Genomic DNA, 14,218 nt, shown 5'->3' on the forward strand with positions numbered 1-14,218 from the left:
GACGAAAATCCGTCAGACCAGACCGGGGCCCGGGGTGTCGACACCGCCGGACGCGGCGTCACGGGTCACCCCACCGAAAGTGTCCCGCAGGCGGATCTCCTCCTCCAACACCCCTGCGAGCCGACGGACGCCCTCACGGATGCGGTGGGGCTCGGGGTAGCAGTACGACAGTCTCATGTGGCGTCGTCCGTCCCCGTTGGAGTAGAAGCCGGTGCCGGGCACGTACGCGACGCGTTCGGCGATGGCGCGGGGGGCCATCGCCTTGGTGTCCAGGCCCTCCGGCACGGTGAGCCAGACGAAGAAGCCGCCCGACGGCCGAGTCCAGGTGCAGCCCTTGGGCATCAGGGTCTCGAGGGCGTCCAGCATCGCGTCGCGGCGCTCCCGGTACATGACCCGGAAGTCCTTGATCTGCTCGCGCCACGGCTGGGTCGTCAGGTACTCCCGCACGGCGAGCTGCGAGAGGCTGGAGTGGCAGAGCACGGCGGACTCGGCGGCCAGCACCAGCTTGGCCCGCACCGCATGGGGGGCCAGGGCCCAGCCCAAGCGCAGCCCGGACGCGATCGTCTTGGAGAACGAGCCGAGATAGATGACGCGTTCGGCGTCGTCCGCGCGCAGCGCCCGCATCGGTTCCCCATCGAAGCCCAGCAGACCGTACGGGTTGTCCTCGATGACGAGCACGTCGTACTCGGCGCAGATCTCAAGGATCTGTACACGCCGCGCGCGGGTGAGCGTCACTCCGGCGGGGTTCTGGAAGGTGGGCACCGTGTAGAGGAACTTCACCCGACGTCCCTCGCGGCGCAGACGCTCGAGGGCCTCGCGCAGGGCGGAGGGGATCAGTCCTCCGTCGTCGAGCGGAACATGGACGACGTCGGCCTGATAGGTGGCGAACGTGCCCAAGGCCCCGACATACGAGGGGGCCTCGGCCAGCACCACGTCACCGGGATCCACGAAGATCTTCGCGATGAGATCGAGGGCCTGCTGGGCGCCCACCGTCACGACCACGTCGTCGGGGTTGGCGCGGATGCCCTCCAGCTGCATCACCTCGCAGATCTGCTCGCGAAGTACCGGGTCGCCCTGCGCTGAGGAGTACTGCAGCACCTGCGCGCCATTGCGGGCCACCAGTTCGCCGATCATCTCGCCGACCCTGTCCAGCGGCAGCGCGGACACGTACGGCATTCCGCCGGCGAGGGAGACGACCTCGGGACGGTCGGCCACCGCGAACAGAGCCCGGATCTCCGAAGGCACCATGCCGGCGGCACGGGCGGCGTAGCGGTCGATGTAGGCGTCTGTTCGCGAGTGCTGTTCCACGAGGCACCTCCAAGGGTGATCGGATAACCCAGAAACCTACGGCATGGCCTTGGGCTGACGTGGCGGAACCCCCGAGGGGACGCCACCTGGATCTGAGGGTCCGGACAGCGCCGTTGCCGCCCGGATGGTCCTCTCCCCGTGTGGCCGAAGCCGAGACCCCGCGGTCATGGGCCGTCGACCCCTTCCAGCGGCGACGGGACGGATGGTCCGAGGCACCGATAGGAGGACACTGTGTACCCGTCAGAAACCCGGATCACAGCCCCCTCGACGAATGATCGAGGCATCTTTGCCCAACGTTGCCCCGCTTACCAAACGCCGACCGCCGACCGCGACGGGAAGAAGCCCGCTGTTCGATACGATGCCTCAGGGTCCCGGAACGTTGCCGGGATTTTCCGCGAAGTGGCGCTCCGCACAGCAAGCCCCGCAGCGAGCACGCTCGTTCACCGGTTCCGACCGCGCCACAGAGACGGACCGGCCGAACGAGCTTCAGGGGGTGCCGATCCGGTGTCGCGTCGTCTCGTCAACATCACGTTGGACAATCTCGACGACCTCCCGCGTCGCTGCCGCCGCTGTGTTTTCTGGGAACTCGACCCGGTCAGCCGGGACCGCGCCATGGACACGGGAGACCCGGGTCTGGAAAAGGAGGCGTGGATCTCCTCCACGCTGCTGGAGTGGGGCAGCTGCGGAAAGATCGTTTACGTGGACGACGTGCCGGCGGGCTTCGTCATGTACGCGCCGCCGCTGTACGTACCGCGTTCTGTCGCCTTCCCCACCAGCCCGGTCAGTGCCGACGCCGTGCTGCTGATGACCGCCCACATCCTGCCGGAGTTCGCCGGCGGGGGGCTGGGCCGGATGCTCGTCCAGGGCGTCGCGAAGGACCTCACACGGCGTGCGGTCAAGGCCATCGAGGCATTCGGAGATCTGAAGGGGGAGGACGGCGCCTGCATGGTGCCTGCCGACTATCTCCTTTCGGTCGGCTTCAAGACCGTCCGGCCGCATCACCGCTATCCGAGGCTGCGCCTGGAGCTCAAGTCGGCTCTGTCATGGCGTGAAGACGTCGAGGTGGCGTTGGAAAGGCTCCTGGGCTCCATGACCCCCGAAGGTGCCCTCCGGCCTGTCTGAGCGCCTCTGAGAGCCCCGTCTGTATGGGGCGCCCCGCCTACGAGCCGCGGCCCTCACTCGTTTGGCTCTCTTGAGCCGAGCCGGTCGGCCCGACCGGGGATTCTTCGCCTGGCCGTTGTGGCGACGAGACGTGGGGCCGTGGAACAGACACTCGGTGGCCGAAATTCGCCAGCCGCTTGGCCCGAGTAGTTGGCCGTGGCCGCGGACGACACGGGAGTTCGTCGCTGGACCCTCTGGGCACCTCGGTTGCCACGGGAGTAGAGATTCAGGTCCCGCCAGCGCCTTCAATTCCCCCCCGCGGTGCCCTCGCCTTCCTCGTTAAGCCAGTGACCGCCCCACAGCCTGCTGGCCCATGAAGAGATGACGGACGTGGCGTCCGCAAACCCCGCTCTCGTCTGCAACACGGATGCAGGTCACGACGGCCAGTTCGCCCAAGATGGCCTAGCTCAGGCCGCCGACTACTCGTTCCGCCGCGCCAGCAGCCGGGGCGGCCGGTCCGGCGACGCCGCCCCCGCCTACGGCGCCCCCGGCGACGCCCACGGCGACGCCCACGGCGATCAGGGCGGTCGCGTCCGGCGCGATGGCCAGAGCGTTCACTTCACGCAGCCCGGTCGGCGCGGTGGCCCGCCCGTAGCGGCCACGCCGAGTCCAGTCGGCCAGCAGCGCTGAGAGGGTGTCGTCGCGGTCCTCGCCCGCATGCGCGTGCCCGGCGTCCGCCCAGGTGCGCAGGGCGGCGGCGCGGTCGCCGTCCCGCCAGGTCACCAGCGCGGCGCGCAAGCTGGTCGAGGCCGGACGTCCTGCGGCGGCTTCAAGCCGATCTCCTCCAGGTGGTCCGGAACACGAATCAGCGGGTCCAGCCATAGGAACATCAGGGGCACTGCTGGAGCGGCTGGCTCTTCGAGAGAAAGATCTACGGAAGTTACCTCCGTATGGCTCGTCGCCAGGCCTGCTCAGAGATGTTTCACAAGAAACCTTGGTCACGTCTGTCGGTTTGATGGGCAAGAAGGCCGCCGGTTGCTCCTCTCGTGCAGGAGGTGCCGCGCGCACCCTGCACCGCGCCGACTTCCTCGCCATCCTGCTTTTGTGATTGGCCTCCTCGTGCACCGTGTGGCTCTACGAGAGCGAGGCGGGGGGCAATCGGCAAGTCGGAGGCGATCCACACGGTCATGACTGCATCCCGACTGCTGCCGCGTGCTCCTGTACGGGCCGTCTTTGTGGGGGTCGCGGTGACGGCCGCCCTCCTGAGGGGCGGCGGCGACTGTGCTTATGGCGACGGGCCCCGTCCCGGAGGCCGGAACGGAGCCCGTCGCAATGCGCTCGCCGCGGGAGGGCGAGGGTCAGATGAACTCGGCGAGGTCGCGCAGGAGCGCGGACTTCGGCTTGGCGCCGATGATCTGGCGGGCGACCTGGCCGTCCTTGAACACGAACATGGCCGGGATGCTCACGATGTCGTACCGCTGCGGCACGTTGGGGTTCTTGTCGATGTCCATCTTGACGATCTCGAGCTTGTCGCCGTGCTCAGCCGAGATCTCCTCCAGGACGGGGGCCACCATCCGGCAGGGGGCGCACCATTCCGCCCAGAAGTCGACCAGGACAGGCTTGTCGCTCTTGAGGACCTCGGTGTCGAAGTCCGCGTCGGTGACGGCTTTCATGGCGTCTCCTTCGTGTTCGTCAGGTGGCGGACCGCCTCGCCGGCTCAGCCCTGACGGGTGAGCTCGGCCGGATCCTGCGGCACGGTCTCGGCCTGTCCGCGCTCCTGCAGCCAGCGTTCGGCGTCGATGGCGGCGGCGCACCCGGTGCCGGCCGCGGTGATGGCCTGACGGTAGACGTGGTCGACCACGTCCCCGGCGGCGAACACGCCAGGGATCTTGGTCCTGGTGGTCGGGGACTGCACGATCAGGTACCCGTCGGCGTCGGTGTCCAACTGCCCGGCGAACAGCTCGCTGCGCGGATCATGCCCGATCGCGATGAACAGCCCCGTCACCTCCAGCGTGGACTCCTCGCCCGTCCGGGCGTTGCGCAGGCGCACGCCGGCCAGGCGGTCGTCGCCCAGGATCTCCACGACCTGGCTGTCCCACACGAAACGGATCTTGTCGTTGGCGAACGCCCGATCCTGCATGATCTTGCTGGCGCGCAACTGGTCGCGACGGTGGATCACGGTGACCGACCGGGCGAAACGGGTCAGGAAGATGGCCTCCTCCATGGCGGTGTCGCCGCCGCCGACCACCGCGATGTCCTGGTCACGGAAGAAGAACCCGTCGCAGGTGGCGCACCAGGACACGCCCCGCCCCGACAGCCGCTGCTCGCCGTCGAGGCCGAGCTTGCGGTACCCCGATCCGGTCGCGATGATCACGGTCTTGGCGCGGTAGACCTCGTCGCCCACCTTGACGATCTTGGGATCGGCGGTCAGGTCGACCTCGGTGACGTCGTCGGTCACCAGTTCGGCGCCGAACCGCTCGGCCTGCTTGCGCAGGTTGTCCATCAGGTCCGGGCCCAGGATGCCGTCGGGGAAGCCGGGGAAGTTCTCCACGTCCGTGGTGTTCATCAGCGCACCGCCGGCCGACACCGAACCCTCGAACACCAGCGGCCTCAGGTCGCCGCGGGCGGCGTAGATCGCGGCCGTGTACCCCGCCGGGCCCGACCCGATGATGATGACGTTACGCACGTCGCTCACTGTTCTGCGCCTCTCCTCTGCTCGCCTCAGGTGCAGGACGATGCCGTGACCGCCACGGTGTCGTTGTACGCGCCCTCTGCAACATCATGCCCCTTATGCGAATTCGTACCTTTCGGTGCTCGACGCTCAGAGCGCGTGACCCGGCCTGCCAGTCGCGTCAACCGATCCTAGGGCCCGGGGATTCCCGGCCGGGGCAGCCCGGCCCTCAACTACGACCACCGTTACCAGGGGCACAGCCACATGGGCTTTCTGTGACCGGAAGCTTGAGCCGGTTGGAAGCGGCCTGGCCCCGCCGCCGGGGCGGCATGGAGGCTGGTCTGACGCACTCGGCGGCGGCCCGCCGTGACGTCCTGCCGTCCCTGGCGACAGCAGTCCGACGAACCACGGCTCACGCCGCCCCATGGCAACGGCGACGGCATCGCCAGGCGCCTGGAGAAGCCTGCAGTGCTCGCTAACGAGCTGAGCGGAGGCCACCGGACCCTGGACGCTGGCCGGACGAGGGGCGTTGCCCGGAGAGGGCGGACGAGGGGCCTGGCCGAACGAGGGGCGCTGGCGCGGACGAGCGGTGTTGACCGGGCGAGCGGTGTTGGCGGGGCGAGGGGCGTTGGTCGGACGAGGGACGCTGCTCGGACGACGGGCGTTGGCCGAACGAGGGACGTTGGCGGGGCGAGCGGTGTTGGTCGGACGAGCGGCGCTGGTCGGACGACGGGTGCCCTGGCCGGACGAGCGACGCTGGTCGGACGACGGGCGTGGACCGGGCGAGCGGTGTTGGTCGGACGAGCGGCGTTGGCGGGGCGAGGGACGCTGGTCGGACGACGGGCGTGGACCGGGCGAGCGGTGTTGGTCGGACGAGCGGCGTTGGCTGGACGAGGGGCGTTTGGGGGTGACGAGGGACGCTGGTCGGACGAGGGACGCTGGTCGGACGACGGGGGGCTGGCTGCTGGTAGGAGGTGGTGGGCGCGTGGTCTTGAGGACGCGGGCGCCTGAATGTTTCTCCCGCAGTGCGCCTAGGCGTCCCGCTGCGGCTCGGTTGTCCTCAGGCTGTGGAGGGCGCAGCCGTCGTTGTGACGGATCGTCTACGGCGGCTGGGGGCGACTGGACTTCCGTGGTTTGCGGCTGACTTGGGAGGGCGGTCACGTGCAGAGGTCACTAGGGCACCATGGCTGGTGCCTGGGCGCGGTGCCGCTGGCAGCTCGGCCACACGCGCCGATCCGCGCGTGGCTGGCAGCTCGGCCACACGCGCCGATCCGCGCGTGGCTGGCAGCGTGGTGTCGCTGCTGCGGCCGGACGGTGCGCCACCAGGGCGCCCCGCACGTCGACTACCTGGTGGGCTGGTGTCGCAGAGAGACTCGGCGGAGACCGAGGTGACGGCCTGGAATAGTCGTCGGATAACGGCCACATACACACTGCCGCCCTGGACTTCTCAGGGTTGCGGAACGGCAACAGGGCGATGCACCGCAGAGCGTCGCTTGGTGGCCACCCGGGAGCAGTCATCGTCGCCGAGCCGAGGCCCGTCCCCGACATCCCGACCACCCAGGTGCGGGTGCGCCTCACCGAGATGCCGTCGAAGTCGCTTCCATCAGGGGAGCTGGGTTGTCGCTTGCACCGGGTGAGGCGTGTACGGGTCTTCCGCGCGTTCTGTTTCTGCAGGTTCGGCGGTGATTGCCTGCTGATCGATCTTGTCGCCGGGAGCGGCGCCGCTGGTCACTCGTAGTTTGGGCATGTGGTGGTGGGCCTTGTCCCGGCGGCCTGCTCCGGCGGCGCTGTGCCGACCAGATGCATGATCGTGGGGCGGGCACACGGTGTGAGGGGGGGTGGGTGGGGGGCTGTTGACGGGGGCGCCGGTTGTGGGGGCGGCTGACCTTAGGCTTTGGGCATGGCGAGGATTCTGCTCTTGCACTCGATGTACGGGCTGCGGCCCGCGGTCCACCAGGCGGCCGACCGGTTGCGCGCGGCCGGGCATGAGGTGCATGTCCCGGACCTGTATGACGGGCGCGTCGTGGACACCCCGGAGGAGGGCATCGAGATCAAGGAGGAGATCGGCCGGGACGAACTGCTCAAGCGCGCGGTGACGGCCGCGGCGCCGTTGTCGCAGGAGGGCCTCGTGTACGCGGGGTTCTCCCTGGGGGCGGCCCTGGCCCAGAATCTCGCCCTCGCCGACGAGAAGGCGCGCGGGCTGCTGCTCATGCATGGCACCTCCGACATGGCGGACGACGCGTCCACCGACATTCCGGTGCAGTTGCACGTCGCCGACCCGGACACCTACGAGCCGGTCGACTGGCTGAACGCCTGGTACCTGCGCATGCGCCGCGCCGGAGCCGACGTCGAGGTCTTCCGGTACCCGGGCGCCGGGCACCTGTTCACCGACTCCGATCTGCCCGACTACGACGCGGACGCGGCCGAGCAAGCTTGGGCAGTGGCTCTGGACTTCCTTTCTGACCTCTGAGGCGGGGCGCATACGGCTGTTCGCGTGGTGCCGGTCGCCGCGGCCGGGCCCGCCAGGCCCGCCAGGTCACCGGGCTCGCCAGGTCCACCGGGCCCGCCACGTCCGTCGGGTCCGCCAGGCCTGCCACGTCCGCCAGGTCCACCGGGCCCGCCAGGTCCGTCGGGTCCGCCGGGGCCGCCACGTCCGCCGGGGCGGCGGGCTGTGCTTATGTTGCGCGTGGACGGGCTGTTTTGCGTGCCGTTGGATGTCGGATGGTGGCGCGATGATGATCGTGGAGGGGTGGCCGAGGCGCGCGCTAGCTGTCGGCCGGTGGGCGCCGGTATGGGAGAAGAGACGGGCTCACGGTCGCGGGGGTGCGGCCGTGAGCCCGTCTCTGCGAGGCGCCTAGGAGGCGGGGGCGTCGGTCATATGGGTGCAGACCTAAAAACGGCCGACCCATCTGGTCGGCCCCCGCGATCAGCGCTCTGTTTTCTCGTGTTTGATCAGATCCGTGTCGCCGGACGAACATCCGGGCCCCACCACCCAGACGTCCAGGCCACCGGATCCACCGGTGGGCAAGGCGATCACCGTGGCCGGGCGGCCCTCGTATGTCGCCACGTCCACCACCTTGGGGACCTTGCCCTGGGCTATTCGGTCGACGCACTGGGAGAGCCGGCCGTCCGGTTCGCCGCCGGAGAGCGTGAGCTGGCGGCCCCCGTTGCCGACCAGTCCCGTGATCTGTCGGACGAGCGTTCCCGCGCGGTAGTCCGTGCCGCTGCGCAGGACGGTGTAGCTGGGCCCCTGCATGGCGTTCGGCGACGGCGCCGCACCGGGGGAGAGCGATCTTCGGTCGGGCGGGTCCTGCACGGGCGTGCTCGCCGCGGTCTGGTGCCCCGCGTCCGACGAGTCGCCGAGCAGTTGGTATCCGACCATCCCTCCGCCGCCGACCACGACCACCGCCGCGGCGGCCGCCGACAGGATCCGCCAATGCCGCCTGCCGCGCCGCTGTGCCAAGCTCACCACGGCCGCGCTGTGCATCGACTCCGCGGCGATGGCCGAGTCGATGCGGGAAGCAAGGTCGGCGGGCATGGACGGTACGGGTGCCTCCGCCAGGATCCGGGAGACGTCGGACAGCTCGTCCGAGCGTTCCCGGCATTCGGCACAGGTGTCGAGGTGCGCGGTGACGGAGGCGGCCTGATCGTCGTCGAGAAGGCCCTCGGCCAGATCGGCCAGGGTGTCGTAGTCAAGGTGGGCGGGGTTCATCTGGGCATGCCACCTCCTTCCACACCTCCGACGTTCTTGCGGCCCTCACGGTTCCTGTGGTGCGCCAGCAGCGGGGCGAGCCGGGCCCGTCCGCGCGCGCAGCGGCTCTTGATCGTGCCCGGCGGCACCTCCATGACCTGCGCGGCGTCGTCCACCGAGTAGCCCATCATGTCGACGAGCACCAGTGCCGCGCGTTGCTCGAACGGCAGCTGCGCCAAGGCGGACCGCACGTCCAGCGACACCCCGTGGGCGTCGGTCGGGTCCGGCATCTTGGGCGCCACGGCGTCGAACGTGGCGTCGTCGCCCATGGGCGTGGCCGGGCGCACCGACTTGCGGCGGACGCGGTCGAGGCAGGCGTTGACGACGATGCGGTGCAGCCAGGTGGTGACGGCGGCGTCGCCACGGAACCGTGCCGCCGCGCGGAAGGCCGACAGGCAGGCGTCCTGGAGCGCGTCCGCGGCCTCCTCCGGGTCGCCCAGCGTCCGCATGGCGACGGCCCACATCCGGTCGCGGTGCCGGTTCACGAGTTCGGAGAACGCGTGCGGATCGCCGTCAACGTGCCGTGCGAGCAGTTCCTTGTCCGGTACCTCGTCGACGCTCATGCTCATCGACGCCATGAGCGCCTGCTCTCACTCGCGGCACCACCGATCCGTGTCGGGTAGGTGCAATCGATCCTGCCAACTCGGGTCGACACCACGAAATCCTGGGGGGAGGGGACATTCTGCTCAGAGGCACGATACCGACTGGCACCGTCAGTCGTCACAGCTCGTTCGATCTTGACTACACGGACCGTAACGATGATGTTTTCGCGGTCGCCGGTGGCGTTCCGGCGAACCGTCGCCGGACGGACAACGGCCGGATGGTCACTTTTTGTGGACGGTCCGGCGGCCTGCGATAAATGGGTCAGCCGGCGGTGCCGTAGACGGTGACGTCGTTGAGCTTCGCCTTGAAACCGGGCGGAACGGGATTGGTAAACCAGATCAGGACGTACTGGCCGCGAGCCTCCCGGGTGGCCTTGATGGTGAACTGGCCGCTGCCCTGTTCCTGCCCCACCACTCGCAGGGCGCCGAGGCTGTTGCCGTCCCCGACGCGCAGCTGGATGGGGACGGAGGTGCTCACCGGCGCGTCGACCAGCACATGGTCGACCTTGACCTGTTTGCCCATGTCGAGCACCACGCCGAAACCGTTGGACAGGTTGCCGAAGTTGCTCGACTTGTAGGTCTGGGTCTGCCACTGGGTGCTGGACTTGCCGTCCAGCACCGCCTCCGGGTTCTTGGCGATGGACGTGTCGTGGCTGCCGCGCTTGGGGTCCTCCAACGCGGTGGCGCCCTGGGCGGACAGCTTGGTCGCCGTCGGTGAGGGGGGTGCGGAGGAACGGCCCGGGTCGGTCACGCCGGCCTTGTCGGTGCCCTTGTCGGAGGAGCCGCCGGCGTTGCCGATGGCCCACGCGCTGAGCCCGACGATGACGGTGGCGGCGGCCGCTGCGACGCCCAGCAGGGCGCGGTTGAGCGGGCTGCGCGGCGCGGACCTCGTCCCAGGGACGCCGACCGGGGCCGTCGGCGGCGGGACGGAGTCGTGCCGCGTACGAGGCGCGTGCGGTGCGGGCGCTGGGGCGGCGCCGCGGCGCCGAGGCTGCTGCGGCGCCTGGTGGTGGGACGCGGGAGCGGCCGGCCGGGCGGCCCGCGTGGAAGCGGCGGGGGCGCCGGGCGCATGCGCGGGACGGGTGGGCGCGGACGGTGCCGGCGAGTGGACGCCGCCGAGCCCCGCGAACAGCGGCAGCGGCGTACGGGGCACGCCGCGCATCGCCTTGGCGAAGTCGGCGGGGGTGGTGAGCGGTTCCTGCCCCGGCACCTGCAGGCCGAGGGCACGGCACACGATGGCGTCGACGGCGTGCGAGATGCCCGCCTGGACCTGCCGAGGGGCCCGCACCACGCCGTCCGCCGCCGGCGCGGCGGGCAGCGCCGACAGCTTGGGCTCGCCCGGCCAGTGCGCGGTCAGCGCCGCGTACAGCAGGCCGCCGAGGCCGCGGACGTCCTCGCGGGCGGGATCGTCGGAGTAGACGTCGGCCAGCGCGGCCGCGGTGGCCACGCCGAGCAGCTTGACCGTCCCGCCGGTCGTCCACACCAGGTCACGGGGGGACAGGCACAGGTGGGCCAGCCCGGCGGCGTGCGCGGCGGCGATCGCCTCGGACGCCTCGTACAGCAACGTCGCGGCACGCCCGGGCTCCAGCGGCGCCTTGGCCAGCATCTGCTCCAGCGTCTCGCCGGAGACCCACTCGCTGACCACGTACGCGCTCTCGCCGCTGTCGTCGGCGTCGAAGACCTGGGTGAGACGCGGGTCGGTGAGCCGAGCCGCGGCGCGGGCGGAGGTGACCACCTCGGCGACGCGCGGGAACTCGGGGTCGAAGGTCCGGACGGCCACGGCTCGCGCCAGGATCTCGTCGATGGCCTTCCACTGTGCGGACCCGCCCGAGTCGCTGATGCGCTCCTCCAGCCGGTAACGGCCGGCCAGGCGGGTTCCGGGCTCTATGACTGACGTGCTCACGGCAACGTCCTGCGCAGGTGGTCAGAATCCATGTTCGTGGCGTGGCAGCTTACGCCTCCGACCCTCCTCTTTGCGTTCCCCAGGGTGTCGCCCCGCAAGCCGTAGTCCCCATCATGGTAGTGGTTACACAGATCAGCGACGGCGTTATCGGCGCGCGTGCCGTGTACTTTGCCACGCTATACCCGTGATCTATTCCCGGTCTGTAGGTCATCACCGACCGACATATGTCACCCCGGGACCTACATGTGTCACCCCAGCTCCGGGCCACGTCACGCACCCGTGGGCCCCTTCGCCGCCCCCGGCCTCACCGGCGTCGGGTTCGTCCGGAGGCACCTATCTCTGCAGCCCGAAACCCCTTACCACCCGGCCACAGCACCCCTGTGAGCCTGTGACTCAGCCCTCGCCCCCTCCTCACCCAGCCTGCCGAAGAGCCACCGAACTAAACGACACGCCCTCGCCACGCCCGGTGGCCAGAGGCGAGCATCGACGGGACGCCGCTCGACCAGCGGGAAGACGCACGGCCGGCCCTCGTCCACCCGCGTCCAACCTTGGCGGGACGTCCCACCTTCGTCACCCAGCCCCGCCGTACACCGCACCATCCGCTCCGCGTGTCCTGACGCGACGACCACGTCCTCGCGAAGAGCCCATGCCCACACACGCGGGCGCCACGCGCGACGCACGCGTCAGCAAGCGATCCTGCGGACCAACGTGCCCTGTGACCGCTCTCAGTACCGTCGCACCGTACAGACACATTGACCGTCCGGTCGGCGAAGCGGCATACAGCCCTGCGGCGCCGGTTCTGGCGGCCCCGCATGGCCGGCGGCGTGGGGTTCGTCAGCGGCGGCCGGGGAGGCGGCGGGCGAGCATTCCGGTCATCGTCTGGACCTCGTCGACCCGCAGGAGCCGGGCGAAGACCAGGTAGAGCAGACCGCCGCCGGCGCTGCCGACGACGAGCGCGATCAGGCCGGGGGCCAGGCCGGTGCCGAGGGCGGCCTCGGTGATGGCGTGCGTGGCGTAGGCGAAGCCGAGCAGCGGCCACAGCGCGACGATGAGCTTGAGGTAGGCGCCCGCGATGCGGCGTCCGTCCATGCCGCCCAGCCGCCGCCGCAGGATCACCCAGCTGACCAGCGTGCCGACGACCTGGGCGAGCGCGAAGCCGCCCGCGATGCCCATGACGATCTTGTCGGTGGGCAGCACGTTGTACATGGTCAGCGCCATGCCGATGTTGGTGGAGACGACGGCCACGCTGATGAACGCGGGCGTGCGGGTGTCCTGCATCGCGTAGAAGACCCGCATCATCAGCTGGTACACCGAGAACGGCACCAGCGCGATCGCGAACATCTGCATGACGCGCGCGATGACCAGCGCGTCGGCGTCGGAGGTGTTGCCGTGCGCGAACAGCACGGTGGTGATCTCCGGGCCGAGCACCAGCATCAGCGCCGCCGCCGGCAGGATGATCACCGAGGACAGCCGCAGGCCGCCGGCGAAGGCGGCGCGCACGTCGGCGTGCTTGCCCTCGGCGGCGAAACGGCTCATGCGGGGCAGCAGCGCCGTGATCACCGAGACGCCGACGATCGCGTACGGGAGCTGGAAGAGCTGGTAGGCGTTGAAGTACGGGGTGTAGCCGTACCCCTCGCCGAGTCCCTCGGCCACGCCCCGGTCGCCGGCCCGGTTGGCCAGGGCGGTCACCACGCCCAGCGCGACCTGCGTGGCGACGACGTACATCAGCGTCCACCCGGCCATCCGTCCGACCTGGCCGATCTCGCCGCGCTTGAAGTCCAGGCGGGGCCGCCAGCGGAAGCCGACCCCGCGCAGCGACGGCCACAGCGCGACCGTCTGCAGGACGATGCCGCCGGTGGTGCCGAGCGCCAGCAGCATGAACTGGGTGTCGGAGATGCTGGACGGGTCGACCCGGCCGGAGGAGATCGTCAGGAACGCGCCGCCGACCGCGATCACCACGATGTTGTTGAGCACCGGCGCCCACATGGGCGCGCCGAAGCTGCCGCGGGTGTTGAGGATCGCCCCGGCGAACGCGCCGACCCCGTAGAAGAAGATCTGCGGCAGGAAGAACTGGGTGAACAGCACGGCCACCCGCCGCTGGTCGCCCGTGTAGCTGCCGGCGAGGACGTCGATGAACAGCGGCGCCATCAGCACCGCCACCACGGTCAGGACGGCCAGGCCGATCACCGCGAGGGTGAACATGCGCTGCTCGTACTGCTCGCCGTAGGCGCGGTCGCGTTCCTTGGCGCGCACCAGCAGCGGGACGATGACGCTGGTCAGGATCCCGCCCAGCAGCAGGTCGTAGACCTGGTTGGGAATGGTGTTGGCCGTGTTGTAGGCGTTGGCGAGCATGCCGGTGCCGAGCGCGGCGACGATCACGGCGGTGCGCAGGAAGCCGGTGATCCGGGATGCCAGCGTTCCCAACGCCATGATCGCGCTGGACTTCAGCAGGCCGCCGCCCTTGCCGGACGGCTTCTCCTCCTCGACGACCGCCTCGGCGGTCTGGGCGGCCTGCCCCATGTCGGCGGACAGGGGACCCGCCGGCCCCGGAGCCACCGGCCCGGGTCCGTGCGGATGAGGAGCGCCGCCGACCGCGGCGGGGTGCGGGGGTTGGTGCGCCCCCGGGCCGGGGGGATGCTGCTGGCCGCCCCAACCTGGGCCTGGGCGGTTCTGTCCTGCCGGGTTCATACCTCTGGGACTGAAATCTGCGGGGTTCGGTTCGCCGGAGTCGGCGTCCATGGGCTGCGGCCATCCTGGTGGGGGGCCCTGGTGGCCCGGACGTGCCGGAGGCCGTCCGTCCCAACCGCTCCCGGCAGGCGGCGTCGGGCCCCCGGCCGATGCCTGGGGGACGTTCGGCGTCTCGGGCCTGCTCATTCCGGGAT

Annotated in this window: 10 protein-coding genes; 2 read left to right on the plus strand and 8 right to left on the minus strand. The window is 70.3% G+C overall.

The features are described from left to right. Positions 1–12 precede the first annotated feature (12 nt). Entirely contained in the window at positions 13–1,248 is a 1,236-nt protein-coding gene (locus ABD811_RS06530) for an aminotransferase-like domain-containing protein (protein ID WP_344942377.1), read from the minus strand. A 564-nt stretch (positions 1,249–1,812) separates the two neighbouring features. Here ABD811_RS06530 and ABD811_RS06535 point away from each other — a divergent pair. After that, positions 1,813–2,430: a GNAT family N-acetyltransferase gene (locus tag ABD811_RS06535; RefSeq protein ID WP_285496817.1), complete on the plus strand. Its 618-nt coding sequence runs from the start codon at positions 1,813–1,815 to the stop codon at positions 2,428–2,430. Between the two features lie 441 nt (positions 2,431–2,871). Here ABD811_RS06535 and ABD811_RS06540 read toward each other — a convergent pair whose 3' ends face one another. The 3 genes from ABD811_RS06540 to trxB form a co-directional block, all read right to left on the minus strand. Further along, positions 2,872–3,207, minus strand: a complete 336-nt coding sequence (locus ABD811_RS06540; protein WP_344942301.1) for a hypothetical protein — start codon at positions 3,205–3,207, stop codon at positions 2,872–2,874. Between the two features lie 560 nt (positions 3,208–3,767). Next, positions 3,768–4,082 (minus strand): thioredoxin, encoded by a 315-nt coding sequence (gene trxA / locus ABD811_RS06545; RefSeq protein WP_344942304.1) that lies wholly within the window; start codon positions 4,080–4,082, stop codon positions 3,768–3,770. Between the two features lie 44 nt (positions 4,083–4,126). Further along, on the minus strand, positions 4,127–5,104 hold the full coding sequence (gene trxB, locus ABD811_RS06550) for a thioredoxin-disulfide reductase (RefSeq protein ID WP_344942308.1): 978 nt from the start codon (positions 5,102–5,104) through the stop codon (positions 4,127–4,129). 1,876 nt (positions 5,105–6,980) lie between these two features. On the opposite strand from trxB, the gene ABD811_RS06555 reads away from it, so the two are divergent. Continuing rightward, the gene (locus tag ABD811_RS06555; RefSeq protein ID WP_344942310.1) at positions 6,981–7,550 is read left to right on the plus strand and encodes a dienelactone hydrolase family protein; all 570 of its coding nucleotides are present in this window, start codon (positions 6,981–6,983) and stop codon (positions 7,548–7,550) included. Between the two features lie 456 nt (positions 7,551–8,006). Here ABD811_RS06555 and ABD811_RS06560 read toward each other — a convergent pair whose 3' ends face one another. The 4 genes from ABD811_RS06560 to murJ form a co-directional block, all read right to left on the minus strand. After that, the gene (locus ABD811_RS06560; RefSeq protein WP_344942313.1) at positions 8,007–8,792 is read right to left on the minus strand and encodes an anti-sigma factor family protein; all 786 of its coding nucleotides are present in this window, start codon (positions 8,790–8,792) and stop codon (positions 8,007–8,009) included. Further along, positions 8,789–9,409 (minus strand): RNA polymerase sigma factor SigM, encoded by a 621-nt coding sequence (sigM, locus tag ABD811_RS06565; protein WP_344942316.1) that lies wholly within the window; start codon positions 9,407–9,409, stop codon positions 8,789–8,791. Before sigM ends, ABD811_RS06560 begins: the two co-directional genes overlap by 4 nt. 286 nt (positions 9,410–9,695) lie before the next feature. After that, the gene (locus ABD811_RS06570; RefSeq protein WP_344942319.1) at positions 9,696–11,336 is read right to left on the minus strand and encodes a protein kinase family protein; all 1,641 of its coding nucleotides are present in this window, start codon (positions 11,334–11,336) and stop codon (positions 9,696–9,698) included. An 834-nt stretch (positions 11,337–12,170) separates the two neighbouring features. Continuing rightward, positions 12,171–13,892 carry a murein biosynthesis integral membrane protein MurJ gene (murJ, locus tag ABD811_RS06575; protein ID WP_344942323.1) on the minus strand — a complete coding sequence of 574 codons (1,722 nt, stop codon included), beginning with the start codon at positions 13,890–13,892 and terminating at the stop codon, positions 12,171–12,173. Between the last annotated feature and the right edge of the window lie 326 nt (positions 13,893–14,218).

It is taken from the genome of Actinomadura miaoliensis (genome assembly GCF_039536785.1).
Lineage (GTDB): Bacteria > Actinomycetota > Actinomycetes > Streptosporangiales > Streptosporangiaceae > Spirillospora > Spirillospora miaoliensis.

Coding starts and splice junctions, on each gene's coding strand:
- ABD811_RS06530 (WP_344942377.1), bottom strand. CDS start 1,248: ATGGTGCCTTCGGAGATCCGGGCTCTGTTCGCGGTGGCCGACCGTCCC.
- trxA (WP_344942304.1), bottom strand. CDS start 4,082: ATGAAAGCCGTCACCGACGCGGACTTCGACACCGAGGTCCTCAAGAGC.
- ABD811_RS06555 (WP_344942310.1), top strand. CDS start 6,981: ATGGCGAGGATTCTGCTCTTGCACTCGATGTACGGGCTGCGGCCCGCG.
- ABD811_RS06560 (WP_344942313.1), bottom strand. CDS start 8,792: ATGAACCCCGCCCACCTTGACTACGACACCCTGGCCGATCTGGCCGAG.
- sigM (WP_344942316.1), bottom strand. CDS start 9,409: ATGGCGTCGATGAGCATGAGCGTCGACGAGGTACCGGACAAGGAACTG.